This is a genomic window from Salinibacter altiplanensis (assembly GCF_002894645.1).
In the GTDB taxonomy this organism is placed as follows: Bacteria; Bacteroidota; Rhodothermia; order Rhodothermales; family Salinibacteraceae; genus Salinibacter; species Salinibacter altiplanensis.
On record NZ_NCQY01000002.1, the window covers coordinates 12,252 to 36,566 of the forward strand.

Consider the following 24,315-nt stretch of genomic DNA (forward strand, 5'->3'; position numbering starts at 1 on the left):
CGGCGGGGACGACGGAGAGGGCCTCATTTCTTTGATCTTCCTGAGCAATCGGTTTTGCCTGTGAGCACTTCCTTCCAGAACATCAAGGGTACCTTCGACATCCTCCCGGACCCCCACACCGACGACGGGGGCACGCGGACCGCCGCCAGCGCCGAGTGGCGCCATGTGGAGGCCACGGTCCGGGATGTGATGCGCCGCCACAACTTTGAGGAGATCCGCACGCCTGTGCTGGAGCCGACGGAGCTCGTGGCACGTGGGGTGGGGGCGTCGACCGACATCGTACAGAAGGAGATGTTTGCCTTCGAGCGAAGCGATACGCAGTACGTCCTCCGGCCCGAGATCACGGCGCCGGTCGTGCGCTCGTTCCTCCAGCACCATCTTGACCAGCGCGGTGGGGTGCAGAAGCTGTTCTACATCGGGCCGTGCTTCCGCGCCGAGCAGCCGCAGAAGGGGCGCTACCGGCAGTTCCACCAGTTTGGCATCGAAGTTTTGGGGGCGGACCAGCCGCGGGCCGATGCGGAAACCATTGCCGTGCTCATGGCGGTGTGCGACGCGCTCGGCCTCTCCGACCTTCGCCTGCGACTGAATACGCTCGGGACGCCGGAGTGTCGCGAGGAATACGTAGGGGCGCTCCAGGATTTCCTCGAGCCCTACGCCGACGAGTTGTCGGAGACGAGCCGACGCCGCCTGGAGCGCAATCCCCTCCGCATCCTCGACACGAAGAAGGCGCACGAGCAAGAAATCCTGCGGGACGCCCCCACGCTCATCGATTTTGTCAACGAGAAGAGCCGGACGCACTACGACACGGTGAAGGGGCTGCTCGACGACCTGGGCGTTGAATACGTGGAGGATCCGCACCTCGTGCGGGGGCTGGACTACTACACCGAAACCACCTTTGAGCTCGAACACCCGGGCCTCGGGGCGCAGAGCGCGCTCGCCGGGGGCGGGCGCTACGACCGACTGGCCGAGGTGCTGGGCAGCGACGCGCCGGTGCCGGCCGTCGGCTTTGCGGCGGGGATGGAGCGCCTCTTCCTCGCGCTCGACGCCGCGGACGTCGAGCTGGCCGACACGCCCACGCCGGATGTGTTCATCGCGGCGCTGGGGGAGGAGGCGGAGCGGTGGGGCTTCCGCACGGCGCAGGCGCTCCGCGCCGAGGGTCTGCACGTGGCGCACGACCTGATGGGCCGCTCGCTGAAGGCGCAGATGAAGGAGGCGAACCGACAGAACGCCCCGTACACGATGATCATTGGGGGCAACGAACTGGAGGCCGAGGCCGCGACCGTCAAGGAGATGGAGAGTGGGGCGCAAGAAGAGGTCCCCTTCGACGGCCTGATCGAGTATCTCACCCGCACCGCCGAGACCGCCTAGCAGGGCCCTGGGCGTGAGGGGGATGTGCGAAGCATTGTCAATTGCCTGTCGTCTCCATGCCGAAAAAACTCTGGGTGCTTCTTCTCGTGGTCACGGGACTGGTGGTGGGGTGTCGCCCCCGTGAGCAGGCCAGGACCGGGCAGGCGACCCCCGTGCGGGCGATGACCTACAACATCGAGGACGTGCGCACCGCCGACCTGCGCCGGTCCGATCATCCCCGGCTCCGGCGGGCGGCGGCGCGCATCCAGCACCTCGCGCCCGACGTCCTTCTCGTCAACGAGATGACGTACGACCAGCCGGGGGCCCCGGGCTACCGTGCGGGCGATCCGGACGGCCACAACGCGCAGCGCTTCGCGCACCACTACCTGTCCCCCCCGCAGGCGGACTCGCTGGAGGGGATCTCGTACCAGCCCGTCATGCTGCCGGTCAACACCGGACTCCACAGTGGGCTTGACCTCAACAACGACGGGCGGGTTGTCTCGGCCGTGCCGGAGGTTCCCGGTCCGCCCGACGATGGCAGCGTGCCCCCACAGAGCGACGCCGGGCGTGCCTACGGCAACGACGCGTGGGGCTTTGGCGTCTTTCCGGGACAGTACGGCATGGCCCTCTTCGTCCGCGACGACTGGACGGTGCTCCGCGACTCGATTCGCACGTTCCGGCGCCTGCCGTGGCACGAAAAGCCGAATGCCTCGGTGCCCCTCGACACCACGTCGTTCGAGCCCTGGTACAGTCCCGACGCCTGGGCCGACGTGCGCCTCTCGTCCAAGAGTCACTGGGATGTGCCGGTGCAGCTGCCCAACGGGAAGGTCCTCCATCTCCTGGCCAGCCACCCCACCCCGCCCGGCTTCGACGGGGCGGCCCGCCGCAACAACCACCGGAACCACGATGAGGTGCAGTTCTGGAGCGACTACCTGAATCAGGCCTCCTACGTGGAGGACGACTCGGGTCGGGCGGGAGGGCTCCACGACGATGCCCGGTTCCTCGTTATGGGCGACCTGAATGCCGACCCGGACGATGCCTCTGTCTTTCGGGACGCCATCCGGCGCCTTGTCGCCCACGAGCGCGTCGACGGAGGCACGGTTCCCAAGGCCACGCCCGCCCGGCAGGCCGACCATCCGGACCTCGATCCCGACGACACCGCCCGCTGGGCGGCGCGCATTGACTACGTCCTGCCCTCGTCCAATCTGTCGGTGCGGGACGCTGGGGTGTGGCGGCCCCGTCCGGCCGCCATCCCCGACGTGCCCGTGAGCGACCACTTTCCCGTCTGGGTGGATGTGCGCGTCGGCCCGTAGGCTCCCCCCCGCCGCTACGCCCCCTTCCAATCCCTCTTTCGACATGGAGTGGAGACAGACCACCGTTCGCCTGGCCCCGAAGCCCCGCGGGTTTCACCTTGTCACCGACCAGATTCTGGAGCCGGGGCCCCGGCTCGATGACCTCCGGGTGGGCCTCCTGCATGTCTTCCTCCAGCACACCTCCGCCTCGCTCACGATCAACGAGAACGCTGCCCCGGCGGTACGCGGAGACATGGAGCGCCACTTTGACGAGATGGTGCCCGAGGACCAGCCCTACTACGAGCACACGGTGGAGGGGCCCGACGACATGCCCGCCCACATCAAGGCGTCTATGCTCGACACGAGCCTCTCAATTCCTATTCAAAATGGGCAGCCGGCCTTCGGCACGTGGCAGGGCATCTACCTGAACGAGCACCGCAACCATGGCGGCGCCCGCTCGGTGGTGGTGACAATTCGCGGCGAGACGGTGTAGGTCTGTGTCTGGAGACCGTGAGACGCACTCTCCCAGAAAATCTCATTGCTCCATGCGAGTTCTCGTCACGGGTGCGGCAGGCTTCATCGGCTCTCATCTGGCCGAGGCACTGGCCAACGCGGGACACGACGTGACGGGCCTCGACGCGCTCACTGGATACTACGACCGCTCGCTGAAACGAAACAACGTTGACCGGCTGGCGGCCCGGGGCATCGAGACGGCACGACTCGACCTCGCGGCGGACCCGCTTGGCCCTGTCCTGGACGGCATTGAGGGGGTGTACCACTTGGCTGCCCAGCCCGGCCTTTCCCCTGAGACCGACCGCCGGGCCTTCGTCCGAAACAATGTCCGTGCGACCGAGCGACTGCTGGACGCCCTTGCGGGACATCCCCAGCTTCGGGCGTTTCTCTTTGCCTCGTCCTCGTCCGTGTACGGGCGGGAGGCGACTGCCCCCGAAGACGCAGCGCTCGCCCCTGTGTCCGTCTACGGCCGCACGAAGCGCCGGGCGGAGGCGATCGTGCGGGCTCGCGCCGAGCCGGAGCGATGGGACAGCTGTGTGCTCCGGCTTTTTTCCGTGTACGGCCCCCGCGAGCGGCCCGACAAGCTGATTCCGAAGGCCCTCCGTTGTGCTCGGAGAGGGCAGGCTTTTCCCCTGTTCGAAGGAAGCGAGCACCATCGGCGGAGCTTCACGTACGTCGGGGATGTTGTGGAGGGCCTGGTCACTGCACTCGACCGCTTTCCGCGGTGTGCGGGGGAGGTTGTCAACCTTGGTGCCCCGTCCTCCACCTCCACACTCCGCGTGCTGGAGAGGGTGGCCGAGGTGGTGGGCCGGCCGCTCTGCATCGAGCGCAGGCCGGCCCGGCCGGGCGACCAGCAGTGCACCCGCGCCTGCATCGAAAAGGCCCGACGGCTTCTTGGGTTTGCCCCGACCACGTCGCTCCGGGACGGCATTGTGAGGGAGGCGGACTGGGTGGGGCGGACGCGGATCGGATGAGCAGTGCCGTGGGCTGTGCTACGCCGCCGGGGCCGCGTCTGTAGTCAGCGACTGAGCAAGAGACTTGGCGCGGGAATAGAGGTTGTGGGTGTGCGTGTAGACAAAGTCCGCGCTCCGGCCCAGCCGGTGGAGGTTGTCGAAGCGATCCAGGTACTGCTTGAGGCACTCCGCTTTTTCCTCGGCTCCAACCTCTAGGATCGGATACGCGAACGGCACTTCGTGGTGGGCGGACGTCACCACCTCGTCGCCGTGGAGGAGGCCGTGGTCGGTCAAGAGGGAGACCGCATCGGCCCGTAGGGCGTCGTCCGGCCGTGTCCAGGCGGCGGTGTCCGGATGGCACGGGCGTTCGAGGACGACGACCGTCTGCCCGTCGGGGGCCATGTCCGGGCTGCGGTTCTTTGGTTCGTACAGGCGCGTGAAGGGAACAGAGCGGTCAGGGAAGTACAGCGAGGCGTTTGGCGTGAGGCGGGGCCGGTCCAGGCCCAGCACCACCAGGCGAAGGTGCCGGAAGCGCATGGATTCGGCGATCGCCTGGATGTCGTCGGGCGGTGGGGGATCCAGAAGGCGAAGCACGAGAGTGAGGGGCAGTGTGCTTACCACCGTCTCCACGCCCACGGGGGCTTTGTCGTTGATCGTGACGCGCTGGATCTGGGCGCCGTCGTGAGCCAAGCGTGTGACGCGGGCGCCGGTGTGGATGTGCTCACGGCCGAGGGCGTCGGCGGTGGCCTCGGCGATCTGGCCGTAGCCGTGTTTCGGATAGTAAAACGACCCGTCAAGGTGGCGCGCCTTCTCCTTCGCGCCGCCAAGGGCCTCTAGGAAAAAGGTTTTGAGGTCGAGCCCCTCCAGGCGGTCGCCGGCCACACGGGGAGAAAGCGTGTCGGCGTTGGCGCCCCACAACTTCTCAGTGTAATTCAAGAGAAAGAGGTTGGCGAGCGTGGGCCCGTAGCTCTGAAGGGCCATTTCCTCGAAGTGCTCAGCGTTCTCCGAGACCCGGGGGATGGACAGCTGCTCCCATGCAATCTGCGCGAGGAGGGAGAGGGGGAGCTTCCGCAGCAGGTCGTAGGGAGCCAGCGGAAAGTCGATGCGGCGTCCCCGCCAGCTGATCTGGCTGGGGGCGTCGATGCGGCGCAGGTCGTCGCCCAGGAGCGCCTTCACGTCGGCGGTGACCGCGTCGTTCTTGTCGTGGAAGCGGTGCGCGCCGGTGTCGTAGCGAAACGGGCCCAGCTCCAGTGTGCGGGCATTGCCGCCGATGGCGTCCGCGGCTTCGAAGAGGCGCACGTCGAGTCCGTGCCGATGGGCGTAGAAGCCGGTTGCGAGCCCCGCTGGTCCGCCGCCCAGCACGGTCAGCGGCGCTTCGTGTGTGTCAGTGGTCATAGACATAAACGGTTACGTTGGGCCACATGCGGTTGACATGCGGGTTGTGGTAGAACGTGCGAGTGCGGGTTGGGGCTTGGTTGAGCAGCGACGCGTAGGTGCCCACCACGAGGGTTTGGCCCGCCTCCATCTCGCCCAGGCGGCGAACGTCCGTGGAGTCCTCGACCGAGAAAAACCGGGCGTCCACCTGCTGGGTCCGGAGGTAGGTGTTGACCAGCGGTACCGAGGCGACCCGCGTGGGGCCGGGCTGGCTCGTTTGCGTCTCCACAAAGCGCTTGGCCTGAGCGACGGCGGTCGGGGTGCGATGCTGGGCAACGAGCACGAGCGTAACCGTGGCGTAGGCCCCGGCGGCGACCAGTGTTGCCGCGCGGACGGGCCACGACCGGGTTCGCCACAGGGCGACCGCACCCATCGCCAGCACGGGAAGCAGAAGGGCCAGGAGGGGCAGCACGTGCCGGCTCTTGTGGACCACATTCTGGAAGAAGAACATCCAGACGCCATAGACGAGCGCGCAGGCCACCACGAGCCAAGTGCGCCGGGTGTACAGGGCACTCCTCCGCCACAGTTGCCAGACGCCCGTTGCCCCTGTGCCCAGTACGCCCGCCCCGACGACGGCCGTGCTCCAGTGTCGGCCCGCCCACCAGCCGCCGAGGCCGTCGGCCCAGAGGCCCTGCAGGGTTCCAGTGAGGCGGCGCCCGAGGTCCGATTCCGTCTGCACCGTGCCGCCGAAGTCGGTGAAGTGGCCGGTCGTCTGGCCCCACGCCACGTCCACCAGGGGCCACAGCCCGGTGTCGAGCGTCATCGGCACCAGCCACACGAGGACGCCGACCGTTCCTGCGAGAACCTGCAGGCCGCGCCGGTTCACATGCCACAGGACCGCGAGGACCGGCACGAAAACCAGAGGCATGTACGACAGCCGCAGGCCCGCCAGAAGGCCCGCCCCAACCATTCCGGCGAGGGCCCACCTTCGGGCTCGCGAGGACTCCGATGCGCGCAGCGCTGCAACCAGCGCCGCCAGAACAGCGAACGCCCCCGCCGTGCCCATCAGGTCGGGCATGTAGCGGTTCCCCATCAGCCACAGCAGCGGGTTGAACATGACGACCCCAGCCAGGGTGGCCCCCTCCGCCGACCGCAGCCGCCGGCCCCACAGGCGCAGGAGCGCCCAGATGAGCCCCCCGGTCGCCAGCCCTCCCACCAGCGCGAACGCCGCACTGAAACTTCCGGTAGGGATGGCAAACACCTCTGCCGCTGCCCAGAAGATGGGATAGCCTGGAAAGTGCGGCTGAAGCGCTGCCACGTCGAATTCGTCGGCCACGCTGAGGGCAAAGCGCAGGCTGTCGGGGTCCTCGATGTACGAGATCGCCGTGGCGAGCCGAGTGGCTACGCACGCCAGGAGCACTGCCGCCCACGCCACGCCCGGGGCCGAGCAAAGCCGACGCCACATCCACTCCAGGCCCGTTCGGGGCCCGGACATCGTCGTTCTAGAGGGCGGAGGGGAGGACACAGAGTTCAGCGAGTTATGCGAAAAGGCAAAGAGACACCGACGCCCCTCTCCCACAGAAGTGGAAGAGGGGCGGTCGGCTGTGGCTTCTCCGAGAGAGTCACAGTATCGTTCTCACGGAATTGCAAATGCTACCACTCTTCCACATTCGTGGAATTAAACCCGTAGGCGGTTTCGATTATCTCCGTTGCCTCCGTGAGATCACCATCGTATTCGGATGCTGTCTTCTCTCCGTAGGGCGGAGCGTTCCCAATTTTCTCGTGGATGGTCTGTAGCTGCGAGGTGCTCAGTTTGTCACTGTAGAACTGGAGTCCCCAGGCGAAGGCCTTGGCTTCGCCCCAGGCATTTTCATCGAGGTCTCCGTCCTCCACCGTCTGAGTATCACCGAGTTCCGCAAGATCGCCTTCCAGGCCGTTCATGTAGTGGATCACGTTGACGGCCACCGTGGCCTCCCAGGCATCGCGGGCCTGTGCAGCAAACCCGTTCGAGCCGGAAAGTTCGTCGAGATTGCCGTCTTCGATTGCCTTACGGCCCTCCCGGAAGCCCTCGAACGCTCGCCCAGCGAAGTTATTGGGACTATTGGCCTCGGCTGCGGCTGCACGTTCTGCGGTGTACCCGGCCCAGGTGTACACGAATTCGGTGGTGAGGTCGACGCCTCCACTTTCGTCTACGTCCCGACTTCCGCTTCCGTCCACCAGGCCCTCGGGGTTATCGAGATCGAGAAACGACTCCTCAAAGTCGCGGGGCGCGCCGTAGTAGCCGAAGGCCTCGTCCCACTTCTCCGCTGGATTGTTCACGGAGGAGGGATCATCGGCGAAGTCCGTCAGGATTCGGGCCGCCTCTCCGTAGAGGGCGCTGGCCAGCAGCTTCTCGGACAGCTGGCCCATGTGAACGCCGTTGGGCGTCGTGAACCGGTCGTTGCTTGCGACATCTCCGAAGTAGAAGCGAACCAGGTCGTCGGTGGTCACTTGATTTCCGGGATCCGGAGAGTCGTCGCTTGCCAGCGCGGCACTTCCCACGAGAAGCGTGGTCACGTCTGAAGAAAGCTTGGTGGAGAGGTCGACTCCGCCGGCGATGTCGTCGTATGTGCTCTGGCCCTCGGTCGTGAGGCCAGATGCGACCGCAATTGTTTTGTCGTCGATGTCGCCCGTGTAGAGGGCTGTCAGCGTGGCCTTGTCGACCGGGGTGTCCGGGGCGCCATCGATTTTGCCGCGGAGGTCGCCCGTGAGCAGGTTGCTGACAATCTCTGCGTCGTAGCTGCCGCTTTCAGGATAGGCGTTCGTGGTGGTCTCCCCCGGGTCATCCCCGGTGTCGTCGCCCAGGTCGTTGCCTCCGTTGCTGTCGCAGCCGGCCAGGACCAGTCCCATGGCCAGGAGGGGAAGGAACAGGATTTTTGTGTATTGCCGTAGGAAACGCTGCATAAGAGTGTCTGTGTTGTCGAGTGTAGTGAAACCGAAAGAGCGCTCTGCCCTCCGGAATGGGGAGAAGCGAGGCGCCTTTTCGTCGTGAGTCTGTTCTAGAAGTCGTACTGGACGGAAAGATTGACCTGGCGGCGAGGCCCCGGAAGGATGCCGGTGCTTCCGCCATTGCTGCTCGCCCCCTTGTCCCGCGGGTTGGAGTGCAGGCGCGAGCCGATGTACACGTTGTCCGTCACGTTCTTGACGGTGAGGTTGAGCCGCACGTCGTCGGAATATTCGTAGGTGGCCCCGGCGTCCAGGACCGTGTGGGAGGGCACCGGCCCTACCTCGCCTCGGTTGCTGGTCCGTTCGAGGTTTTCGAGGTCGGTGTAAAACTCTCCCCGGTACCGCAGGGTGCTGCGCAGGGTGAGGCCGAGGTCCGAAAAGGTCTTCGTGAGGCCCACCGTGGCAGTGTGGTTGGGAGCCGCGATGAGCTCGTTGCCACTGATGTCGGTCGGCGTGCCGTCCACGGCGCTCGGGACGATGCCCTCCACGACCTCCGTTTGCATGAAGGTGTAGGACGCGTCGAGGGTAGGAAGGATGCCCGCGACGGCGTCGCCCTTCAGCGTGGCACTGCTCTCCAGGCCGTAGCTCTGCACCACGCCCAGGTTTTGCGTGAAGCGCGTCTTGCCGCCGACCAGGTCTTCGACGTAGGTGTAGAAGCCGGTAAACTGAAACTCGCCGAGGCGGGTGCGGCCCCGGAGGCCCAACTCCGAGTTCCAGCTCTTCTCCGCCTGCAGGTCAAAGGCCGCCTCCCGGTTGGGGTCGTTCACGCCGAGCGTGAGAAACGTGGCGCTGGAGGGGGAGGTGTAGCCGCGGTGCACGCCGCCGAAGAGGTTGAACTGGCCGTCGCCGAGGGGACCGCCCAGGTCGTACCGCCCCAGGTCCAGGTTGGCCCCAAGGCTCGGAAGCGGCACCACGTTGGTTTCCTCAACCTCCCGGTTGCCGTCGAGGCGATCTGTGCTCGACTGGCTGAAGAGCTCCAGCCGCACGCCCGGCGACAGGGTCAGCAGGCCCACCTGGATCTCCTCCAGGCCGTAGAGCGCAAGGGCCTGCGTCTCGTAGATGCGGCTCCGCCCGACAATCGTCACGGGTGGGTTGGACCGGTCGCCCCGAAAAAACACGCCGTCCCGGGCCTCCGGATCATCACTGACTTTGTTGTTGTCCTCGAACCGCTCGTAGTGCAGACGGGCCCCCGTTTCCAGGCTGGCCGAGCGCCCGAAGAGGCTGTGGTCGATGTCGAAGGAGTGTTCGAGCCCGGTGACGTAGAACGTGCGCTCGTTCCCGAAGGCGACGGCCCGGTCCCGATCCGTCACGTCGGTGGCGGCCACGCGGACGAGATCGCCGGGCGTGGTGGGCGGCACAGGCTCGGCCGCCGCGCCGTTTTGCTCGTAGTCGTCGGCGCGCACGAACACGTTCTCTTCCCGCCACCAGGGCCGGTCGAACACGTTGCCGTAAAACTTGGTGGTGCTTCGGAGGCCGCCGCCGTAGTCGTGGTTGTAAATCGCGTCGAACGCCCCCCGCAAGATGCGATAGGAATCGTCGTCCTTCGGATTGAAGTCCGGATTGGTCTCGAAGCTATGTGGAGTGAGGCCGTGGTACGTCGCATTCATGTCCTCGTAGTCGACGTTGGCCTTTAGGTACAGGGACTGGTCGTCATCGAGGTCGTACTGCAGCTTGGCGGTGCCATTGAGCTGGAAGAAGTCGTTGTTGTCGCGAAAGCCGTCGCCGCGCTTTACGAGCAGCTGCATTTGCGGACGCAGGTCGGCGGTGCCGAAGCCGCCGACTTCAGCGAAAACACTTCCATACCGGTGGGAGCCGCCCGTGACCTTGAGCTCTCCGCCGGGCGTCCGCCGTTGCGGGCGTCCGGTGACGAAGTTGATCACCCCCGCCATCGTCTGCGGGCCGTGGCGAATGGAGGAGCTGCCCTTGATGATCTCCGTCTTCTCGATGCGTTCGACGGGCGGGTTGTAGTAGAGCGGGGAGAAGATGTAGGGGGCGGGCTGGATGGGGACGCCGTCCTCCATCACCAGGACGCGCTGGGTGCGGCGCGACTGCAGGCCCCGAATACTGATCGACATCCGCGTCTGTCCCATGCCGTCGTCGGCCCGGCCAAACACGCCGGGCACGGAGAGGAGTGTCTCCTGCAGGCCAATGGGGTTGCCCTGTTCCAGCTCTGCCGCGTCGACCGTAAACGTCGCGCCGGGGAATGATGCTTGGGCGGCCTCACTGCGGCTGGTGATCTCCAGTCCAGACAGCTCAACGACGTCGCGCTCAAGTGCAACGGTCACGCGGGTGGTCTCTCCCCCTTGCACCTGGACCGTCCGGACGGCTGGGACATGCCCGACGTGGCGGATCTTGAGCTGGGTCGGCCCCGCCGGAAGGGGCCCGAGCACGAAGCGCCCGTCATCGTCGGTGGTCGTGCCCCCGGAGCGGCCCTCCCCGATGACCTCGACGGTTGCCGCCGTCACAGGGACCTCCGTGCTCGCGCTGAGCACGCGCCCCTCCACGCGCCCTCTGTCCTGCGCGACCGCGCCTCCACAATTTAGACCAATTACAAGAAAACAGGCGAGAAGTAGCCGAGGGGGGGAAGACATGTGCTGCGAGGGAGGACTGCAAAGAAGAAGGTCTGTGCTCTAGTGGCCTGTCAGGACTGAAACTCTGCGGCGCCGAGCACCTGCGAAGGGCCCTGCCGGCGAAGGCAGGCTCTCCGAAAAGACCGTCCGCCTTTGTTCAAGGTGGTGTTCCAGAAGCGAGCTTCCGGGGGACACGTACCCCCGTACGCACGCTCAACGCCGCAACAAGGTGGGGGGAGGCTAAAACCGTTCGGGATTGGCGTCCGCAAGATCAAACGTCAACGCCGAGGGCGAGGCAGTCGAGTCGGCGGTCGGGGACGGAGGAGACAAGCGCTGGATGCTACTGTAGCTTCCGCCATCGTCGGAGGGCTCTCCTTCGTTCGGGCCCAGGATGGGATCATCCGAGCAGGCTGGAAGCAGCATCAGCGACAGCAACAGCGCTCCGAGGACGCCCCCCACTGAGCGCCGAGCAAGGGAATCATTCATACCAAGGACAGGCCTGTAGTCTGCTTATCTAAACTGCTTATAGATAAGCAAGCTGCGGGTTCTCGTCAACGAGAAAACATTCAGAAGGTGTTAAACTGGACACGAGGTCTCTGCTGTGAGCAGGGAGGAGACGCCAAGCGGCCCGGCCCGTGTCGATCTCGGTCACTCATCTTGTGCGAGGACCAATGCTCCGAGCGGGGGCAGGGTTAGCTCTAAAGAGTGGGAGTGCCCATGCTGTCCAATGGGATCGCTATGAACGGTGCCCTGATTGCCCACGTTGCTCCCACCGTACATGTGGCCGTCGCTGTTGAGGCGCTCACGCCATACCCCTTCCCCTGCGGTGCCGATGCGGTAGTGCTCGCGGACGACCGGCGTGAAGTTGAGCACGAAGACGAGTGATTGGTCGCCGTTCAGGCGGCGGTAGGAGAGGACGCTGTTCTCGCGGTCGTCGTACGAGATCCACTCGAAGCCGTTTTCCCGGTCGTTCCAGAGGGCGGGGGCATTCTGATAGAGGTGATTCAGGTCGCCGAGCCACTCCGTGAGGCCCTCGTGCAGCGGCTCGTCGGCGAGGGCCCACTCCAGTTCCCGATCGTGGTTCCACTCCTGGTGCTGCCCGAACTCACCGCCCATGAAGAGCAACTTCTTGCCGGGGTGGCCGAACATGTGGGCGTAGAGGAGCCGCAGGTGGGCCGCCTTCTGCCAGTCGTCGCCCGGCATTTTGCTCCAGAGGGAGCTCTTGCCGTGCACCACTTCGTCGTGGGAGAGGGGGAGCGTGTAGTTTTCGGAGAACGCCCAGCTGAGCGTCCAGGTGAGGTCGCCGTGGTGGTGCGTGCGGTGGACCGGCTCCTTGCTGGCGTACTCGAGCGTGTCGTGCATCCAGCCCATGTTCCACTTGTAGAGGAAGCCGAGGCCGCCGTGCTCGGTGGGGGTGGTGACGCCGGGCCAGGCCGTCGATTCTTCCGCGAGCATGATTGCCTCGGGGTATTCGTCGTAGACGCGCTCGTTGGTGTCCTGGAGGAGGCTGATGGCGCCCAGGTTTTCGCGGCCGCCGTGCACGTTGGGGGCCCAGTCGTCCTCGCGGGAGTAGTCGCGGTAGAGCATGGAGGCGACCGCATCGACGCGCAGGCCATCCACATGGTATTTGTCCATCCAGAAGAGGGCGTTGGAGAGGAGAAAGTTACGCACGCCATTCTTGCCGAAATCGAAGACCCGTGTGCCCCAGTCCGGATGCTCTCGCATGCGCGGGTCTTCGTACTCGAAGAGGTGGGAGCCGTCGAAGTACGTGAGGCCCTGCGGGTCGGTGGCAAAGTGGCCGGGCACCCAGTCCATGATGACCCCGATGCCGCGCTGGTGCAGGGTGTCGATGAGGTGCATGAGGCCCTCGGGGTCGCCGTAGCGGAAGGTGGGGGCGTAGTAGCCGAGGAGTTGGTAGCCCCACGAGCCGTAGTACGGGTGCTCGGCCAGCGGCAAAAACTCGACGTGCGTGAAGCCCAGGTTCTGCACGTGATCGGCCAGCGGCTCGGCTGCTTCGCGGTAGCTGAGCGACGCGCCGTGCTCTTTGTGCCGCCAGGAGCCGAGGTGCACCTCGTAGATGGAGAGGGGCCCGTCCAGTCCGCTGGGGCCCTCCCGCTCGTTCATCCAGGTGGTGTCGCCCCACGTGTAGGTGTCGAGGTCAGTGACGATGGCCGAGAGGCCCTCGTACGTGTTTTGGGCAGGGGGCTCCATCCGGAAGGCGTAAGGATCGGTCCGGTCCAGCCACTCGTCATCGGCCCGGAGGTGATACTTGTACTTGTCGCCCGGCTGGGCGCCGCGAACGTATCCTTCCCAGAGCCCGCCCTCGCGCCGGTCCAGCACATCGGCGCCGAAGCGCCAGTCGTTAAAGTCGCCCGTCACCTCCACCCGGTCGGCGTTGGGGGCCCAGACGCTGAACCAGGTGCCCCGTTGGTTGGGATGCGCCCCCATCCGTTCGTAGCTGTGGGCATGGGTGCCTTGCCGCCAGTAGTAGATGTCGTCGTCGGTGAGGTGGGGCATGGGGGAGAGGCAACAGGTGAGAAGGGACGGAGGCGCGGAGAGGGGAGTCAGGCGTCGAGGGGGTCGGAAGCGGTTGTGTCCCGGGGGGCGAGCAGGCGGCGGAGGCCGTGCAGTGGGAGCCAGGCCCAATCGGGACGATGGTTGAGCTCGTAGCGGACCTCATAGAGGGCTTTGTCGAGGAGAAAGGCCCAGAGGAACGAGTAGCGGGCCGGGGCGGCCGGGAGGAAGGAGGCCGCCCCGGTTGTGTCGGCGTAGGCGTCGAGGAAGGTGGTCTCCGTCCAGTAGAGCAGCGCATCGATCCACGGCTCGTCGTCCGAGTTTGCATCCGGGTGGTCGTGCCAGGAGGCGAGGACGGCGTACTCCAGGGAACGAAGCATGCCGGCCACGTCTCGGAGTGCGTTTTCGCGCTTGCGGCGTTCGTCGAGGGGGCGGGTCGGCTCGCCCTCAAAGTCGAGAACGTACACGTCGCCCTCGGCCCAGAGGAGCTGGCCGAGATGGTAGTCGCCGTGAATCCGGATGCGGTCGTGATGTGCCGGCACGTCGTCGAGGGGAGCAAGACGTGTTTGGGCTGTGCGCCACGCCGTGGCGGGGGGCGTGTCTTCCGGGCGCAGGTCCGACTGTCGGCTGAGAAGAGTGCGGGTGTCTTCCATCTCGTCCCGGATGCGATCGGCCAGTTCCGTTCCTGCGTCCGCCGGGGCCTCGGTCGGGCGCATGTCCTTGCCCGTCGCTTGGGCCAGCGCATGATGCATCTCGGCGGTGCGCACCCCGAGCGTCCGGGCAAACGAGATCAATTCCGGGGCCAGCTCTTCGAGCCAGACCGGCACCGTCGCGTTCAGGAAGCGGTCCGCCGTCCAGCTGGGGCCGTCCGTCGACGGGGGGGTGTTTTTGGCCTGCTCGTGCGGGAACGGCGAATTGTGGACGCGGTCGAGAAACGTGGTCGTGCAGGAGAGGGCGTAGCTCCATGTGTCGGTGTCCACCGCGAGGGCTTCCTGAAGCACGCCGAGGGTGTACTGCCGATGGCGGCGTCGAAAATTGAGCGTGCCGTGGAGCCGGGGCGAAAACGTAAAGTCGACGTCCGTCAGGTGCTCCAGGAGCTCTTTTTCGGGGTTGGGGCCCTCTTCCAGGCGACGGTAGAGCTTGAGAAAGTAGTCGTCGTCGACGATGGCGGAGGTGTTGCTCTGCTCGCCGGTGAAGAGGCGCACGTCGTCGGGGGGCTCGGTGCCCATCGCCTCGGACGGCTCGGCCGTGTAGAGGCCCTTTAGCGAGCGCCCGGTGCCCCCTTGCTGCCACCACCGGAAGAGGGTGGCCCAGAACTGAGGATTGACCGTGGCGTCGTAGACGAGTCGCCGTTCTCCGGTCTCGTCCACCTCCAGCCACGCCAGGGTGGCGTTGGGATGCTCGTCGAGAAGCTCAGAGGCCTCTGGCCCCGAGGCCGCCATCAGGGGCAGGGTGTAGAACGACGTGTCCTCCTCAAGGTCGACCCGGAGCACGGACAGGTACACCACGGGGTCGCTCTGGAGGCGAACTGCGTCCTCGACCTCCACGTCCGTGATGACTTCTCCCTTGGCCCCAAACCAGCGCTGCTCGTTGATAAACGCGGGGAGGAGCGCTTCGATCTGTTCGGGGCCGCGGCGCTGCGCCATCGTAGGCACGAGCACATTCTGTAGGCCCTCGGCCACCGGCAGGACGGGGCGGGTGCGGCCGTTTTTCCCCTCGTGGGGCTGGAGGCCGCTGCGGCGTGTGTCGTCGCGCTGCACGTCCTCTTCGGGCACCAGCTTGAACCAGTAAAAGTGGTGGGGACCTACGGTCAGGTGATAGTCGTCGCGGCCGATGGCGGGAAATGCGGACTGGCCGGACAGCTCGACCGGGGTGAGGCCCTGCAGGTCGTCCCGGGCGGGGAGGTGGACCGACTGCGTGAACCGGGACAGATTGTTCACCACCAGAATGCGCTCGCCCTCATGCTCACGGAGAAAGGCAAGAATGGACTGGTTCTCTACGGGCAGGAGCTCGAGGCTCCCGCGGCCAAAGATGGCTTTGTGCTGCTGACGGAGAGCAATGAGGCGGCGCATGAAATGGAGCAGCGAGTGGGGGTCCGCTTCCGCGTCCTCCACGTTTACAAACTCGTAGCTGTACTTGCCCCGATTGATGGGGGGCATGAACAGCTTGTGGTGGGGCGCCCGCGAGAAGCCGCCGTTCTTGTCGGGGCTCCACTGCATGGGGGTGCGCACCCCGTTGCGGTCGCCGAGAAACGGATCGTCGCCCATCCCAATCTCGTCGCCGTAGTAGACGATGGGGCTTCCCTTGAGGCTCAACAGCAGCGCGTTCATGAGCTCCACGCGGCGGCGCTCGCCCCCGAGCAGTGGCGTCAGGCGGCGCCGGATGCCCACGTTGATGCGGAAGCGATCGTCGGCCCCGTACTCGTGGTACATGTAGTCCCGCTCCTCGTCGGTCACCATTTCGAGGGTCAGTTCGTCGTGGTTGCGGAGGAAGAGGGCCCATTGTGCGTCGTCGGGGATGCCACTCGTGAGGGTGAGCATCTCCACGATCGGCCGTCGGTTTTCGCGCCGCAGGGCCATGTAGAGCCGCGGCATGACGGGGAAGTTGAACGCCATCTGCACGCCCGTGCTGTTCCCGTCCGCATCCTCGCCGAAGTAGGGAAGCGTGTCCTCGGGCCACTGGTTGGCCTCGGCCAGGAGCACCTTGCCGGGGCCGTAGCGCTCCTCTACGGCGGCGCGAAGCTCCTTCACGTAGGCGATCGTCTCGGGCAGGTTTTCGCTGCCAGTGCGTTCCCTCTCAAAGAGATAGGGCACCGCGTCGAGCCGGAGGCCGTCCACCCCCATGTCGAGCCAAAAGAACATGACCTCCTTCATCTTCTCCCGCACCTCGGGGTTGTCGAAGTTGAGGTCGGGCTGATGAGAGAAGAAGCGGTGCCAGTAGTACTTCTCCGCCTTCGGGTCCCATTCCCAGTTCGAGTCCTCCGTATCGGTGAAGATCACCCGCACATCCTCGTACTTCTCGTCCGTTTCGCTCCAGACGTACCAGTTGTGCTTGTCGGAAGTGGGGTCACGGGCCTCCTGAAACCACGGGTGTTGGTCGGAGGTGTGGTTCAGCACCAGCTCCGTGATGACCCGCATGCCACGGGCGTGGGCGTCATCAAGAAATGCCTGGAAGTCGTCGAGGCTGCCGTGAATCGGCAGGACCTTAAAGTAGTCGGCGGTGTCGTAGCCGTCGTCCTTGAGCGGGCTCTCCAGGAAGGGAAGCAGCCAGAGGGTATTCACGCCCAGCGATTCGAGGTAGGGCAGCTTTTCGCGGAGTCCCTGAAAATCCCCGAAGCCGTCGTTGTTTGCGTCGTAGAAGCTGCGGACGTGCAGCTCGTAGATGACGGCGTCTTTGTACCAGCGGGGATCGTCGAGGAAGTCGTCGGGCATGCAGCAGGAGGTGTTTGGTATTTGGGTGTTGAGGTGTTCCAGGGTTGGGGGGTTCGAGGGTTGGGGGGCGTTTCGAGTCCCTGAGCACAGCAGCACCCGAACGCCGAGTCATGCGTGCACGAGGCGGTCGTAGGCGGCGTGCGTGTGCTCACTCGTGCCGGCGGGTTCGAGCCGGAAAATGTGTGCGGGGCGGTCGGGGGAGAGATGGAGGTAGTGATGGGTGCCCCGCCAGGTGTAGTGGGCGTCGTGGAGGAGGTCGTGGGCCGAGAAGGCCTCGTCGGCCGGCAGGCCGAGGTCGTGGACTGGAAGCACGAGCTGCCCCTCGCACTCGTTGTGGGGATTGAGGCTGACGACCACGACGATCCGGTTGTCCCCGGCGGTCTTGCTGTAGGCGATCAGGTCCGGGTGTTGCGTCTCCAGAAACCGGATGGACCGCATCTGCTGCAGGGCCGGGTTCTCGTTTCGGAGGCGGTTCACCCGTGCCATGAAGGGCTGGAGCGACGTGGGATCGTTCCAGTCCCAGGTCCGGATCTCATACTTTTCGTTGCGAGCATACTCCTCCTTGTGGGCGCGCTGCTGATTGTCGACGTGCTCGAAGGGCGGGCCGTAGACGCCATAGGTGCTGGACATCGTGGCCGCGAGCACGAACCGGCTCTTGTGGGCGGGACGCCCGCCGTCGACCAGCTCGTCGTGCAGAATGTCGGGCGTGTTGGGCCAGAAGTTGGGGCGGAAGTATTCGGCCACCTCGGTCTGGAAGAGCTCCTTGCCGTACTCCTCGAGGGCCTCCGGCGTGTTGCGCCAGGTGAAGTAGGTGTAGGAGGTGTTGAAGCCGAGCTTGGCGAGGTGGTACATCGTCTTGGGCCGGGTGAAGGCCTCCGACAACACGACGAGCCCGGGCGTCTCCTCGCGCAACTCGCGCAGGCACCACTGCCAGAAGGCGAACGGCTTGGTGTGAGGATTGTCGACGCGGAAGGTGGTGACGCCGTGGTCGATCCAGTGTTCAAAGATGCTCTTCAGCTCCGTCCAGAGCGCGGGCCACGCCTCCGTTTCGAAATTGATGGGGTGGACATCCTTGTATTTCTTCGGCGGGTTTTCGGCGTAGCGCAGGGAGCCGTCGGGGCGGTGGTAGAACCACTCGGGGTGGTCCTCGACGTAGGGGTGATCGGGCGAGCACTGAAACGCAATGTCGAGGGCGACCTCCAGGCCCAGGTCCTGGGCCCGCTCCACGAAGCGGTCGAACGCCTCGATGCCGCCCAGCTCGGGGTGGACGCTCTTGTGCCCCCCCCTCGCTCCGTCGTCGAGAAAGCCGCCGATGGCCCACGGGCTGCCGGGGTCTTCGGGGGCGGCCTCGGGGGCGTCGCCCGGGCCCTTTCGGTTCGTCTCCCCGATGGGGTGGATGGGCGGGAGGTACACGACGTCGAAGCCCATCTCCTTGATGCGCGGCAGCCGCTCGGCGGCGTCGTCGAGCGTGGCGTGCTGGTCGTCCTCCCGGGCCGACCGGGGAAAGAACTCGTACCAGGCGCCGGTCCGGGCCCGCTCGGGGTCCACGAGCACCTCGTAGGTGGCGCTGGTCGTTTGCTGGTCGTGGGGGGCGTTGCGACGCACGAGTTCGGCAACCTCGCCCCCGAGGGCCACCTCCACGTTGCGGTTTTCGAAGGCGTCGATGTGAGCCTCGAGCCTCTCCCGGTCGTCGTCTGGGGCGTCCGCGGCGGCCGCGTTGAGCAGCGATACCCCGGCGGTCAGTTCGCTCTCGATCTCGGCGGGTGGCTCGCCGCCCTCCACCCGGCGCCGAAACTGGTCCTGCCACGTGGCGAAGCGGTCGATCCAGGCCCGCACGCGGTAGAGGTAGTGGCCCGGAGACGATACCTCGAAGGCGCCGGTGTACTCGTCGTTCTCGACGTGGGGCATGCGGATGATGTGCTCCGTCTCCTCACTCGCGTGGCGGACCACGAGCTCCACGGCCAGGGCTTCGTGGCTGTCTACGAGGACCCCGGCGGTCACCTCCACCTGTTCCCCCACGGCCCGTTTGATCGGCCATTGTCCCTCGTTAATGGCGGGGGCCACCGACGAAATGACAATCCGCGACCAGGACGTAGGCAGGGTCGAGTCGGGAGACGCGGGCGGCGGTGGGGCAGGGGAAGACATGCTGGGGGAGGGGCAAACGCAAAATGCGACGGGGGCTCCGGTGGGCAGGAGCACCGGACGACAACGGGCATACACGCTACGCATTGGGAAACAGAAATCCCAGCGTGAAAGTCGGAATGCAACTGTGAAGGGGCGGGCTCATTGGAGGGTGCAGTCTGCGGTCCAATTTTTGTGGCTCAAGTTGGACGCCGCAGGTCGCTCCGTGCTTTTGAGTTGTTCTCCTGTTGTATGGACGCGTCTTTTCCCTCATCGATCGATTCGAATACGCAAGACCGGAATGATCGTCATATCCAACCCGGCAGGCCCTACCCACGAGGAGCGACGTGGGACGGCATCGGCGTTAACTTTGCCCTGCACAGTGCCCACGCCGACCGGGTTGAGCTGCTGCTGTTTGAGGACGCCGACGACCGGGAGCCGGCGGTCACGTTCGAGCTGCCGGAGCACACCGGCCCCATCTGGCACGGCTACGTCACGAACGTACGGCCCGGACAGCTCTACGGATACCGCGTCTACGGCCCCTACGACCCCGCGAATGGGCACCGGTTTAACCCCAACAAGGTCCTGCTCGACCCCTACGCGAAGGCCATCGGGCGCCCCCTCCGCTGGAACGACAGCCTCTTTGGCTACGACGTGGACGCGGACGCGGCGGACCGCTCGTTCAACTCCCAGGACAGCGCCCCCCATGCGCCCCTCGCGGCGGTGGTCGAAGAGACGTTTGCCTGGGGCGACGACCAGTCGCCCGAAATCCCGTGGCAGGACACCCTCATCTACGAGACGCACGTAAAGGGGATGACTCAGAAGCACCCGGACGTGCCCGAACGCCTGCGGGGGACGTATCTGGGCATGGCCTGCAAACCGGTTCTTGATCACCTCAAGACCCTCGGCGTCACCACGGTACAGCTTCTGCCGGTGCACGCCAAGCTGCATCGCCGCGAGCTGCTCCGCAAGGGGCTGCGGGAGTACTGGGGCTACAACACGCTTTCCTACTTCGCGCCGGAGCCCGAGTACGCCGCCAACGGGCCGACCAGCGCGGTGCGCGACTTCAAGATGATGGTTCGCGCCCTTCACGACGCCGGGCTCGAAGTGATCATCGATGTCGTCTACAACCACACCTGTGAGGGCAATCAGCTGGGCCCCACGCTCTCGTGGCGGGGGGTCGACAACCGGACCTACTACAAGCTCAACCCCGATGACGAGCGGCACTACATGGACTACACTGGGACGGGCAACACGCTCGACCCCGGCGACGCGTACGTCCTGCAGATGATTATGGACAGCCTGCGCTACTGGGTGACGGAGATGCACGTGGACGGCTTCCGATTCGACCTTGCGTCGGCCCTGGCGCGCGAGCTGTACGACGTCGATATGCTCGGCTCCTTCTTCAAGGTGGTGCAGCAGGACCCGGTGCTGAGCCAGGTCAAGCTCATCGCGGAGCCCTGGGACGTGGGGCCCGGCGGCTACCAGGTTGGGTCGTTCCCGTGGCAGTGGGCCGAGTGGAACGGCCGCTACCGCGACACCATCCGTCGCTTCTGGCGGGGCGACCGCGGGATGACGGGGGACGTGGCGACCCGGGTGACCGGCTCCAGCGACCTCTACGAGCGGTCGGGCCGCCGCCCGTTTGCGTCCATCAACTTCGTGACCGCCCACGACGGCTTTACGCTGCAGGACCTCGTCAGCTACGACGAGAAGCACAACGAGGAAAACAAAGAGGGCAACGAGGACGGCCACGACGACAACCACTCGACAAACTGTGGGGTGGAAGGCCCCACCAACGATCCGGAGGTGATCGAGCGTCGTGAGCGGCGCAAGCGCAGCATCATGGCCACGCTCCTGTTGTCGCAGGGCGTGCCCATGATTTTGGGCGGAGACGAGCTGTCCCATACGCGCCGGGGCAACAACAACCCCTACTGCCAAGACAACGAGATCAGCTGGTACAACTGGGACCTCGACGAGCGTGAGCAGAGGTTCCTCGAGTTCGTGCAGCGGCTCGCGGCTTTTCGGAAGGACCATCCAAGCTTTCGACGGCGGCACTTTCTGGACCCGGCCGACGAGTCGGATGGCTCCGGCGACGTGCTCTGGTGGCACCCGGAGGGACGTGAGATTACGGAGGGGGACTGGCACGACGAGGGCCTGCACGCCTTCGGATACCTGCTCCGCGGTCACAACCTGGCGCCCGACTCCAAGGGCCATCCCCGAACCGACGACTCGTTTCTGGTGCTCATGAACCAGGGCGGGGCGCCGGTCGAATTTGCGATGCCGGCGGAGACCAACGAACTCATTGACCTGCACTGCAAGGCCTGGCACGTGGTGCCGGAGCTGGCGGATTTTCTGGATGATCCGGGCGCCATCGAGCCGGGGGGCGTGCTGACCCTGCGGCCCCACCGACTGCTGGCCCTCCAGGCAGAGCCAGAGTAGAGGCCTGAGAAGCTGTCCGGCGGACGGTCTGTGCCCCCGGCGAGTGCGCGTTGCACTCTGCATTCGGTCGCTGCGCTCCCGGCACTGTGCTCCCAGCGCACTCTGAAAGCACTCGGTCGCTCTGCTCCCAGCGCTGTGACCTCGGGGAGCTCACGCAAAATGGCTTCTGTACGCCCCCAGTAGTGCCGCTCCAAGGGATCATGTGAGCGCCCTTCTGGAGCGTCGTCCTCTTGGTTTCGGCCTATTCATCCCCCAAACAGCTCTTCGGGGAACTCCGGATGGACCGGCGTTGGTCTACTCCCTAGGGCAGGTTCAAGGGGGGCTTCTCGGGACGCGAGGGACTCGTCACTCTGAGGGGGCTGCCAAGCGACTGAAGAATCTCGTCGACTCCGGCGTTTTCGCCGCATTCGGAGAGATCTTTCGACTCCGCTTCGCTCCGCTCAAGATGACTCCATTGCAAAAGGGATTGCCTGAAACTGCACCAAGAGAGCCGCACGTCTGTCCGGTACGGGCGCTTCGGCCTTCTGGTCGTGCCGTCCCCCCTCCCCCCAGTGCGGTCACACAGCCAGTGTCCCCACACAGCCAGCGTCCCATGCCGGGAGGCCCCGTCCTGTGCTGAACGGCCGAGGCCTGCCCATGGAGGGTCGCGCCGCGTCGTGCACGTCCGAGCTCCGATCCCTTTGCCCCAAAATATGAATATTTATTTAACTGAAGGCGGGTAGGTTATGACTGCCCACGTTCTCGTGCCTAACACACAAACGACTCATGATTGGTTGGGTCGCACTTCTCCTCTAACATCCACGTCAACGGTCGTCTAGTCGCCATGCGATACACGCTTTTCGGACATCTATGCGGACAACTCTGTTCTGATTACCAAGAAGACTTGGCAAACGCAACCCTTCGGCTGTACCGACCCGAGGGCGAGAATTCCCAAATTGTGGCCCGCGCGGCTGCGGAGACCAAGCGCACGCACCAAATTCTCGACCGGGGGGAGGCGGAGGCCAGAGCGGATCGTCTCCTGGCCGAGACGGAGCTCGATTCCGAGGGGCGCTTCGAGGTCGTGCTCGGTGAGGAAATCGACTACGATGGGGAGGCCATCGAGGTCGACGTGTACTTCGAGTCGGTGCCCGGAATGCCCGAGGACGTAGAAGCGGATCCTCTACAGGTAAGCATCACCACCCTTCAGCCGCAGTGGCGCAAGGGAGAGGAGGGGGCTCGATTTGGGTGGGAGCACTGCATCCCCGAGCGCTTCTGGTGCCAGGTGCGTGGGCAGTTTAGGGCCTGGACAATCTGTGGCGATGTGACCCTCTGTGCCACCGACGAACCGGTCGAGGGGGTGACGGTGGTTGCCTTCGACCGGGACTGGATCCAAGACGATGAACTGGGGGTTGCGACCACCGACGGAAACGGCCGGTTTCGCATCGACTATCTGCGGCAGGACTTCGAGCCCGGCACTGTCATCGACGTTGAGCTCGTGGGCGGCCCCGACCTGTACTTTCGGGTGGAAACCCCGGGCGGCCAACCGCTCCTCGCCGAAGATTCCTCAGAGGGGCGAACGAGAAGCCGAGAGAACGCGGGGCCCTGCTTTTGCGTGCACCTCTGCATCGACGAAGAGCCGGACGACCCGGATCCCGAGGTCTACCCGGCCTTCACTAGCGTAGGGGGGTATGACTTTCAGACCGACATCGACAGTGGCCCGGCGGGCACGGGGGAGACGGTACGCCGCGGGAGGGCCTTCTACCACGCACTTCGGCTGAATGGGATCATGTCGAAGACGTTGAACGGAAATCCCCTGGAGTACAAATTCCAGTATCGAGAACGGGGGGCGTCCTCCTGGACGGACGTGACTCCTTCTCAAATCCGCAAGACGAAGATCGGGACGCTCGAAAAGGTGGACACTTCTGTCTCGCCCCCGCGCATCAGCACCAAAGATTACGTCGTGGGGGGCACGCCTGATTCCGATGAAGTGGCCGTCACCCCCAATGGAAACTGGATCCCGATGCCCCAAAAGTCGGGGGTCTTCAGTGGGGATGGATCGTTCGTGCCGAATCACGACCAGATTCAGCTGGACTCCCGAACGCTGGCAACGTTTGCGCCCGCGGTCGACCTGACCGGCATCGACGCGGGAGACAGTGCCGAGGCGCCCTCCGGAGTGTCGCTTGTTCAGAATAGACAGTTCGAGATCCGGATGCTCGTGCGAGAGCATCCCCTCAACTCGACTCCCAGCGCGTCTACGGAGGTGGGTCACCTTGAGAAGATTGCGGTCAACAATCGGCTCTACGACTACCTCCGCCACCCCAACTGGATGAGCGAACAGGTCAACGACGGGCTTGCCGTGGCGATGGTCAATCTCGAAGAGCTGGGAAGCAGCGGGTGTGAGGGCATTCAGGACACCCTGAACGTGCGCTTTACTGCGAGCCACCCGAACCTGGGAACTGTTCGTATCAAGGTGGACGGACCGGGCGGTCCGTACCGGACGACCCCCACCCCCGCCGATCCAAATGTGAACGGGAATGGAGATGAGAACTTGTACGGGTCCATCGACTTCCAAAAGATCTCCGGGGGCACAAAGGCCGAAGAGTTGAAAAACTGTGCCTACACCGTGACCCTCTCTGCTGAGGTGTTGCTCACGAATGGCGACACTGTGCCGAGCACCCGTCACGACCAGATCGCCTTCTGCAAAGGGTAGGCGCGGTGCGGCGGAGGAGGCGACGACCACTCAAAGGACGACACGAGCGGGAGGGGGGCCGGACGGCCTGTCGGCCTCGGCGCCTTG

General features: G+C 65.3%; 14 protein-coding genes. 6 read left to right on the forward strand and 8 right to left on the reverse strand.

Annotation, left to right across the window (positions count from 1 at the left end; genetic code table 11):
* The first annotated feature begins 60 nt into the window (after positions 1-60).
* The 4 genes from hisS to B7R93_RS00225 are packed head-to-tail and all read left to right on the forward strand — an operon-like array spanning position 61 to position 4,126.
* The gene (gene hisS, locus B7R93_RS00210; RefSeq protein ID WP_232797846.1) at positions 61-1,368 is read left to right on the forward strand and encodes a histidine--tRNA ligase; all 1,308 of its coding nucleotides are present in this window, start codon (positions 61-63) and stop codon (positions 1,366-1,368) included.
* A 56-nt stretch (positions 1,369-1,424) separates the two neighbouring features.
* Positions 1,425-2,660: an endonuclease/exonuclease/phosphatase family protein gene (locus tag B7R93_RS00215; protein WP_232797848.1), complete on the forward strand. Its 1,236-nt coding sequence runs from the start codon at positions 1,425-1,427 to the stop codon at positions 2,658-2,660.
* 43 nt (positions 2,661-2,703) lie between these two features.
* Complete coding sequence (locus B7R93_RS00220) at positions 2,704-3,132, forward strand: secondary thiamine-phosphate synthase enzyme YjbQ (RefSeq protein WP_103018853.1); 429 nt, start codon at positions 2,704-2,706, stop codon at positions 3,130-3,132.
* A gap of 52 nt (positions 3,133-3,184) precedes the next feature.
* Positions 3,185-4,126 carry an NAD-dependent epimerase/dehydratase family protein gene (locus tag B7R93_RS00225; RefSeq protein WP_103018854.1) on the forward strand — a complete coding sequence of 314 codons (942 nt, stop codon included), beginning with the start codon at positions 3,185-3,187 and terminating at the stop codon, positions 4,124-4,126.
* An 18-nt stretch (positions 4,127-4,144) separates the two neighbouring features.
* Here B7R93_RS00225 and B7R93_RS00230 read toward each other — a convergent pair whose 3' ends face one another.
* From B7R93_RS00230 to B7R93_RS00265, 8 genes are all read right to left on the reverse strand, one after another.
* Positions 4,145-5,500 carry a protoporphyrinogen/coproporphyrinogen oxidase gene (locus B7R93_RS00230; protein ID WP_232797849.1) on the reverse strand — a complete coding sequence of 452 codons (1,356 nt, stop codon included), beginning with the start codon at positions 5,498-5,500 and terminating at the stop codon, positions 4,145-4,147.
* The gene (locus B7R93_RS00235) at positions 5,490-6,944 is read right to left on the reverse strand and encodes a hypothetical protein (protein WP_232797850.1); all 1,455 of its coding nucleotides are present in this window, start codon (positions 6,942-6,944) and stop codon (positions 5,490-5,492) included. Before B7R93_RS00235 ends, B7R93_RS00230 begins: the two co-directional genes overlap by 11 nt.
* Positions 6,945-7,132: 188 nt before the next feature.
* Complete coding sequence (locus B7R93_RS00240; RefSeq protein ID WP_103018856.1) at positions 7,133-8,422, reverse strand: hypothetical protein; 1,290 nt, start codon at positions 8,420-8,422, stop codon at positions 7,133-7,135.
* 95 nt (positions 8,423-8,517) lie between these two features.
* Positions 8,518-10,956 carry a TonB-dependent receptor domain-containing protein gene (locus tag B7R93_RS00245; protein WP_232797851.1) on the reverse strand — a complete coding sequence of 813 codons (2,439 nt, stop codon included), beginning with the start codon at positions 10,954-10,956 and terminating at the stop codon, positions 8,518-8,520.
* Positions 10,957-11,274: 318 nt separating this feature from the next.
* Entirely contained in the window at positions 11,275-11,520 is a 246-nt protein-coding gene (locus B7R93_RS00250; RefSeq protein ID WP_103018858.1) for a hypothetical protein, read from the reverse strand.
* Positions 11,521-11,682: 162 nt separating this feature from the next.
* Positions 11,683-13,551: a 1,4-alpha-glucan branching protein GlgB gene (glgB, locus tag B7R93_RS00255; RefSeq protein WP_103018859.1), complete on the reverse strand. Its 1,869-nt coding sequence runs from the start codon at positions 13,549-13,551 to the stop codon at positions 11,683-11,685.
* A 47-nt stretch (positions 13,552-13,598) separates the two neighbouring features.
* Positions 13,599-16,979 carry a maltose alpha-D-glucosyltransferase gene (gene treS, locus B7R93_RS00260; RefSeq protein WP_103018860.1) on the reverse strand — a complete coding sequence of 1,127 codons (3,381 nt, stop codon included), beginning with the start codon at positions 16,977-16,979 and terminating at the stop codon, positions 13,599-13,601.
* 108 nt (positions 16,980-17,087) lie between these two features.
* Positions 17,088-19,124, reverse strand: coding sequence for an alpha-1,4-glucan--maltose-1-phosphate maltosyltransferase (locus B7R93_RS00265; RefSeq protein WP_232797852.1), 2,037 nt, complete (start codon positions 19,122-19,124; stop codon positions 17,088-17,090).
* A 228-nt stretch (positions 19,125-19,352) separates the two neighbouring features.
* On the opposite strand from B7R93_RS00265, the gene glgX reads away from it, so the two are divergent.
* Positions 19,353-21,539, forward strand: a complete 2,187-nt coding sequence (gene glgX, locus B7R93_RS00270; RefSeq protein WP_232797853.1) for a glycogen debranching protein GlgX — start codon at positions 19,353-19,355, stop codon at positions 21,537-21,539.
* Between the two features lie 883 nt (positions 21,540-22,422).
* Complete coding sequence (locus B7R93_RS00275) at positions 22,423-24,228, forward strand: transthyretin-like family protein (RefSeq protein WP_232797854.1); 1,806 nt, start codon at positions 22,423-22,425, stop codon at positions 24,226-24,228.
* Positions 24,229-24,315: the final 87 nt, after the last annotated feature.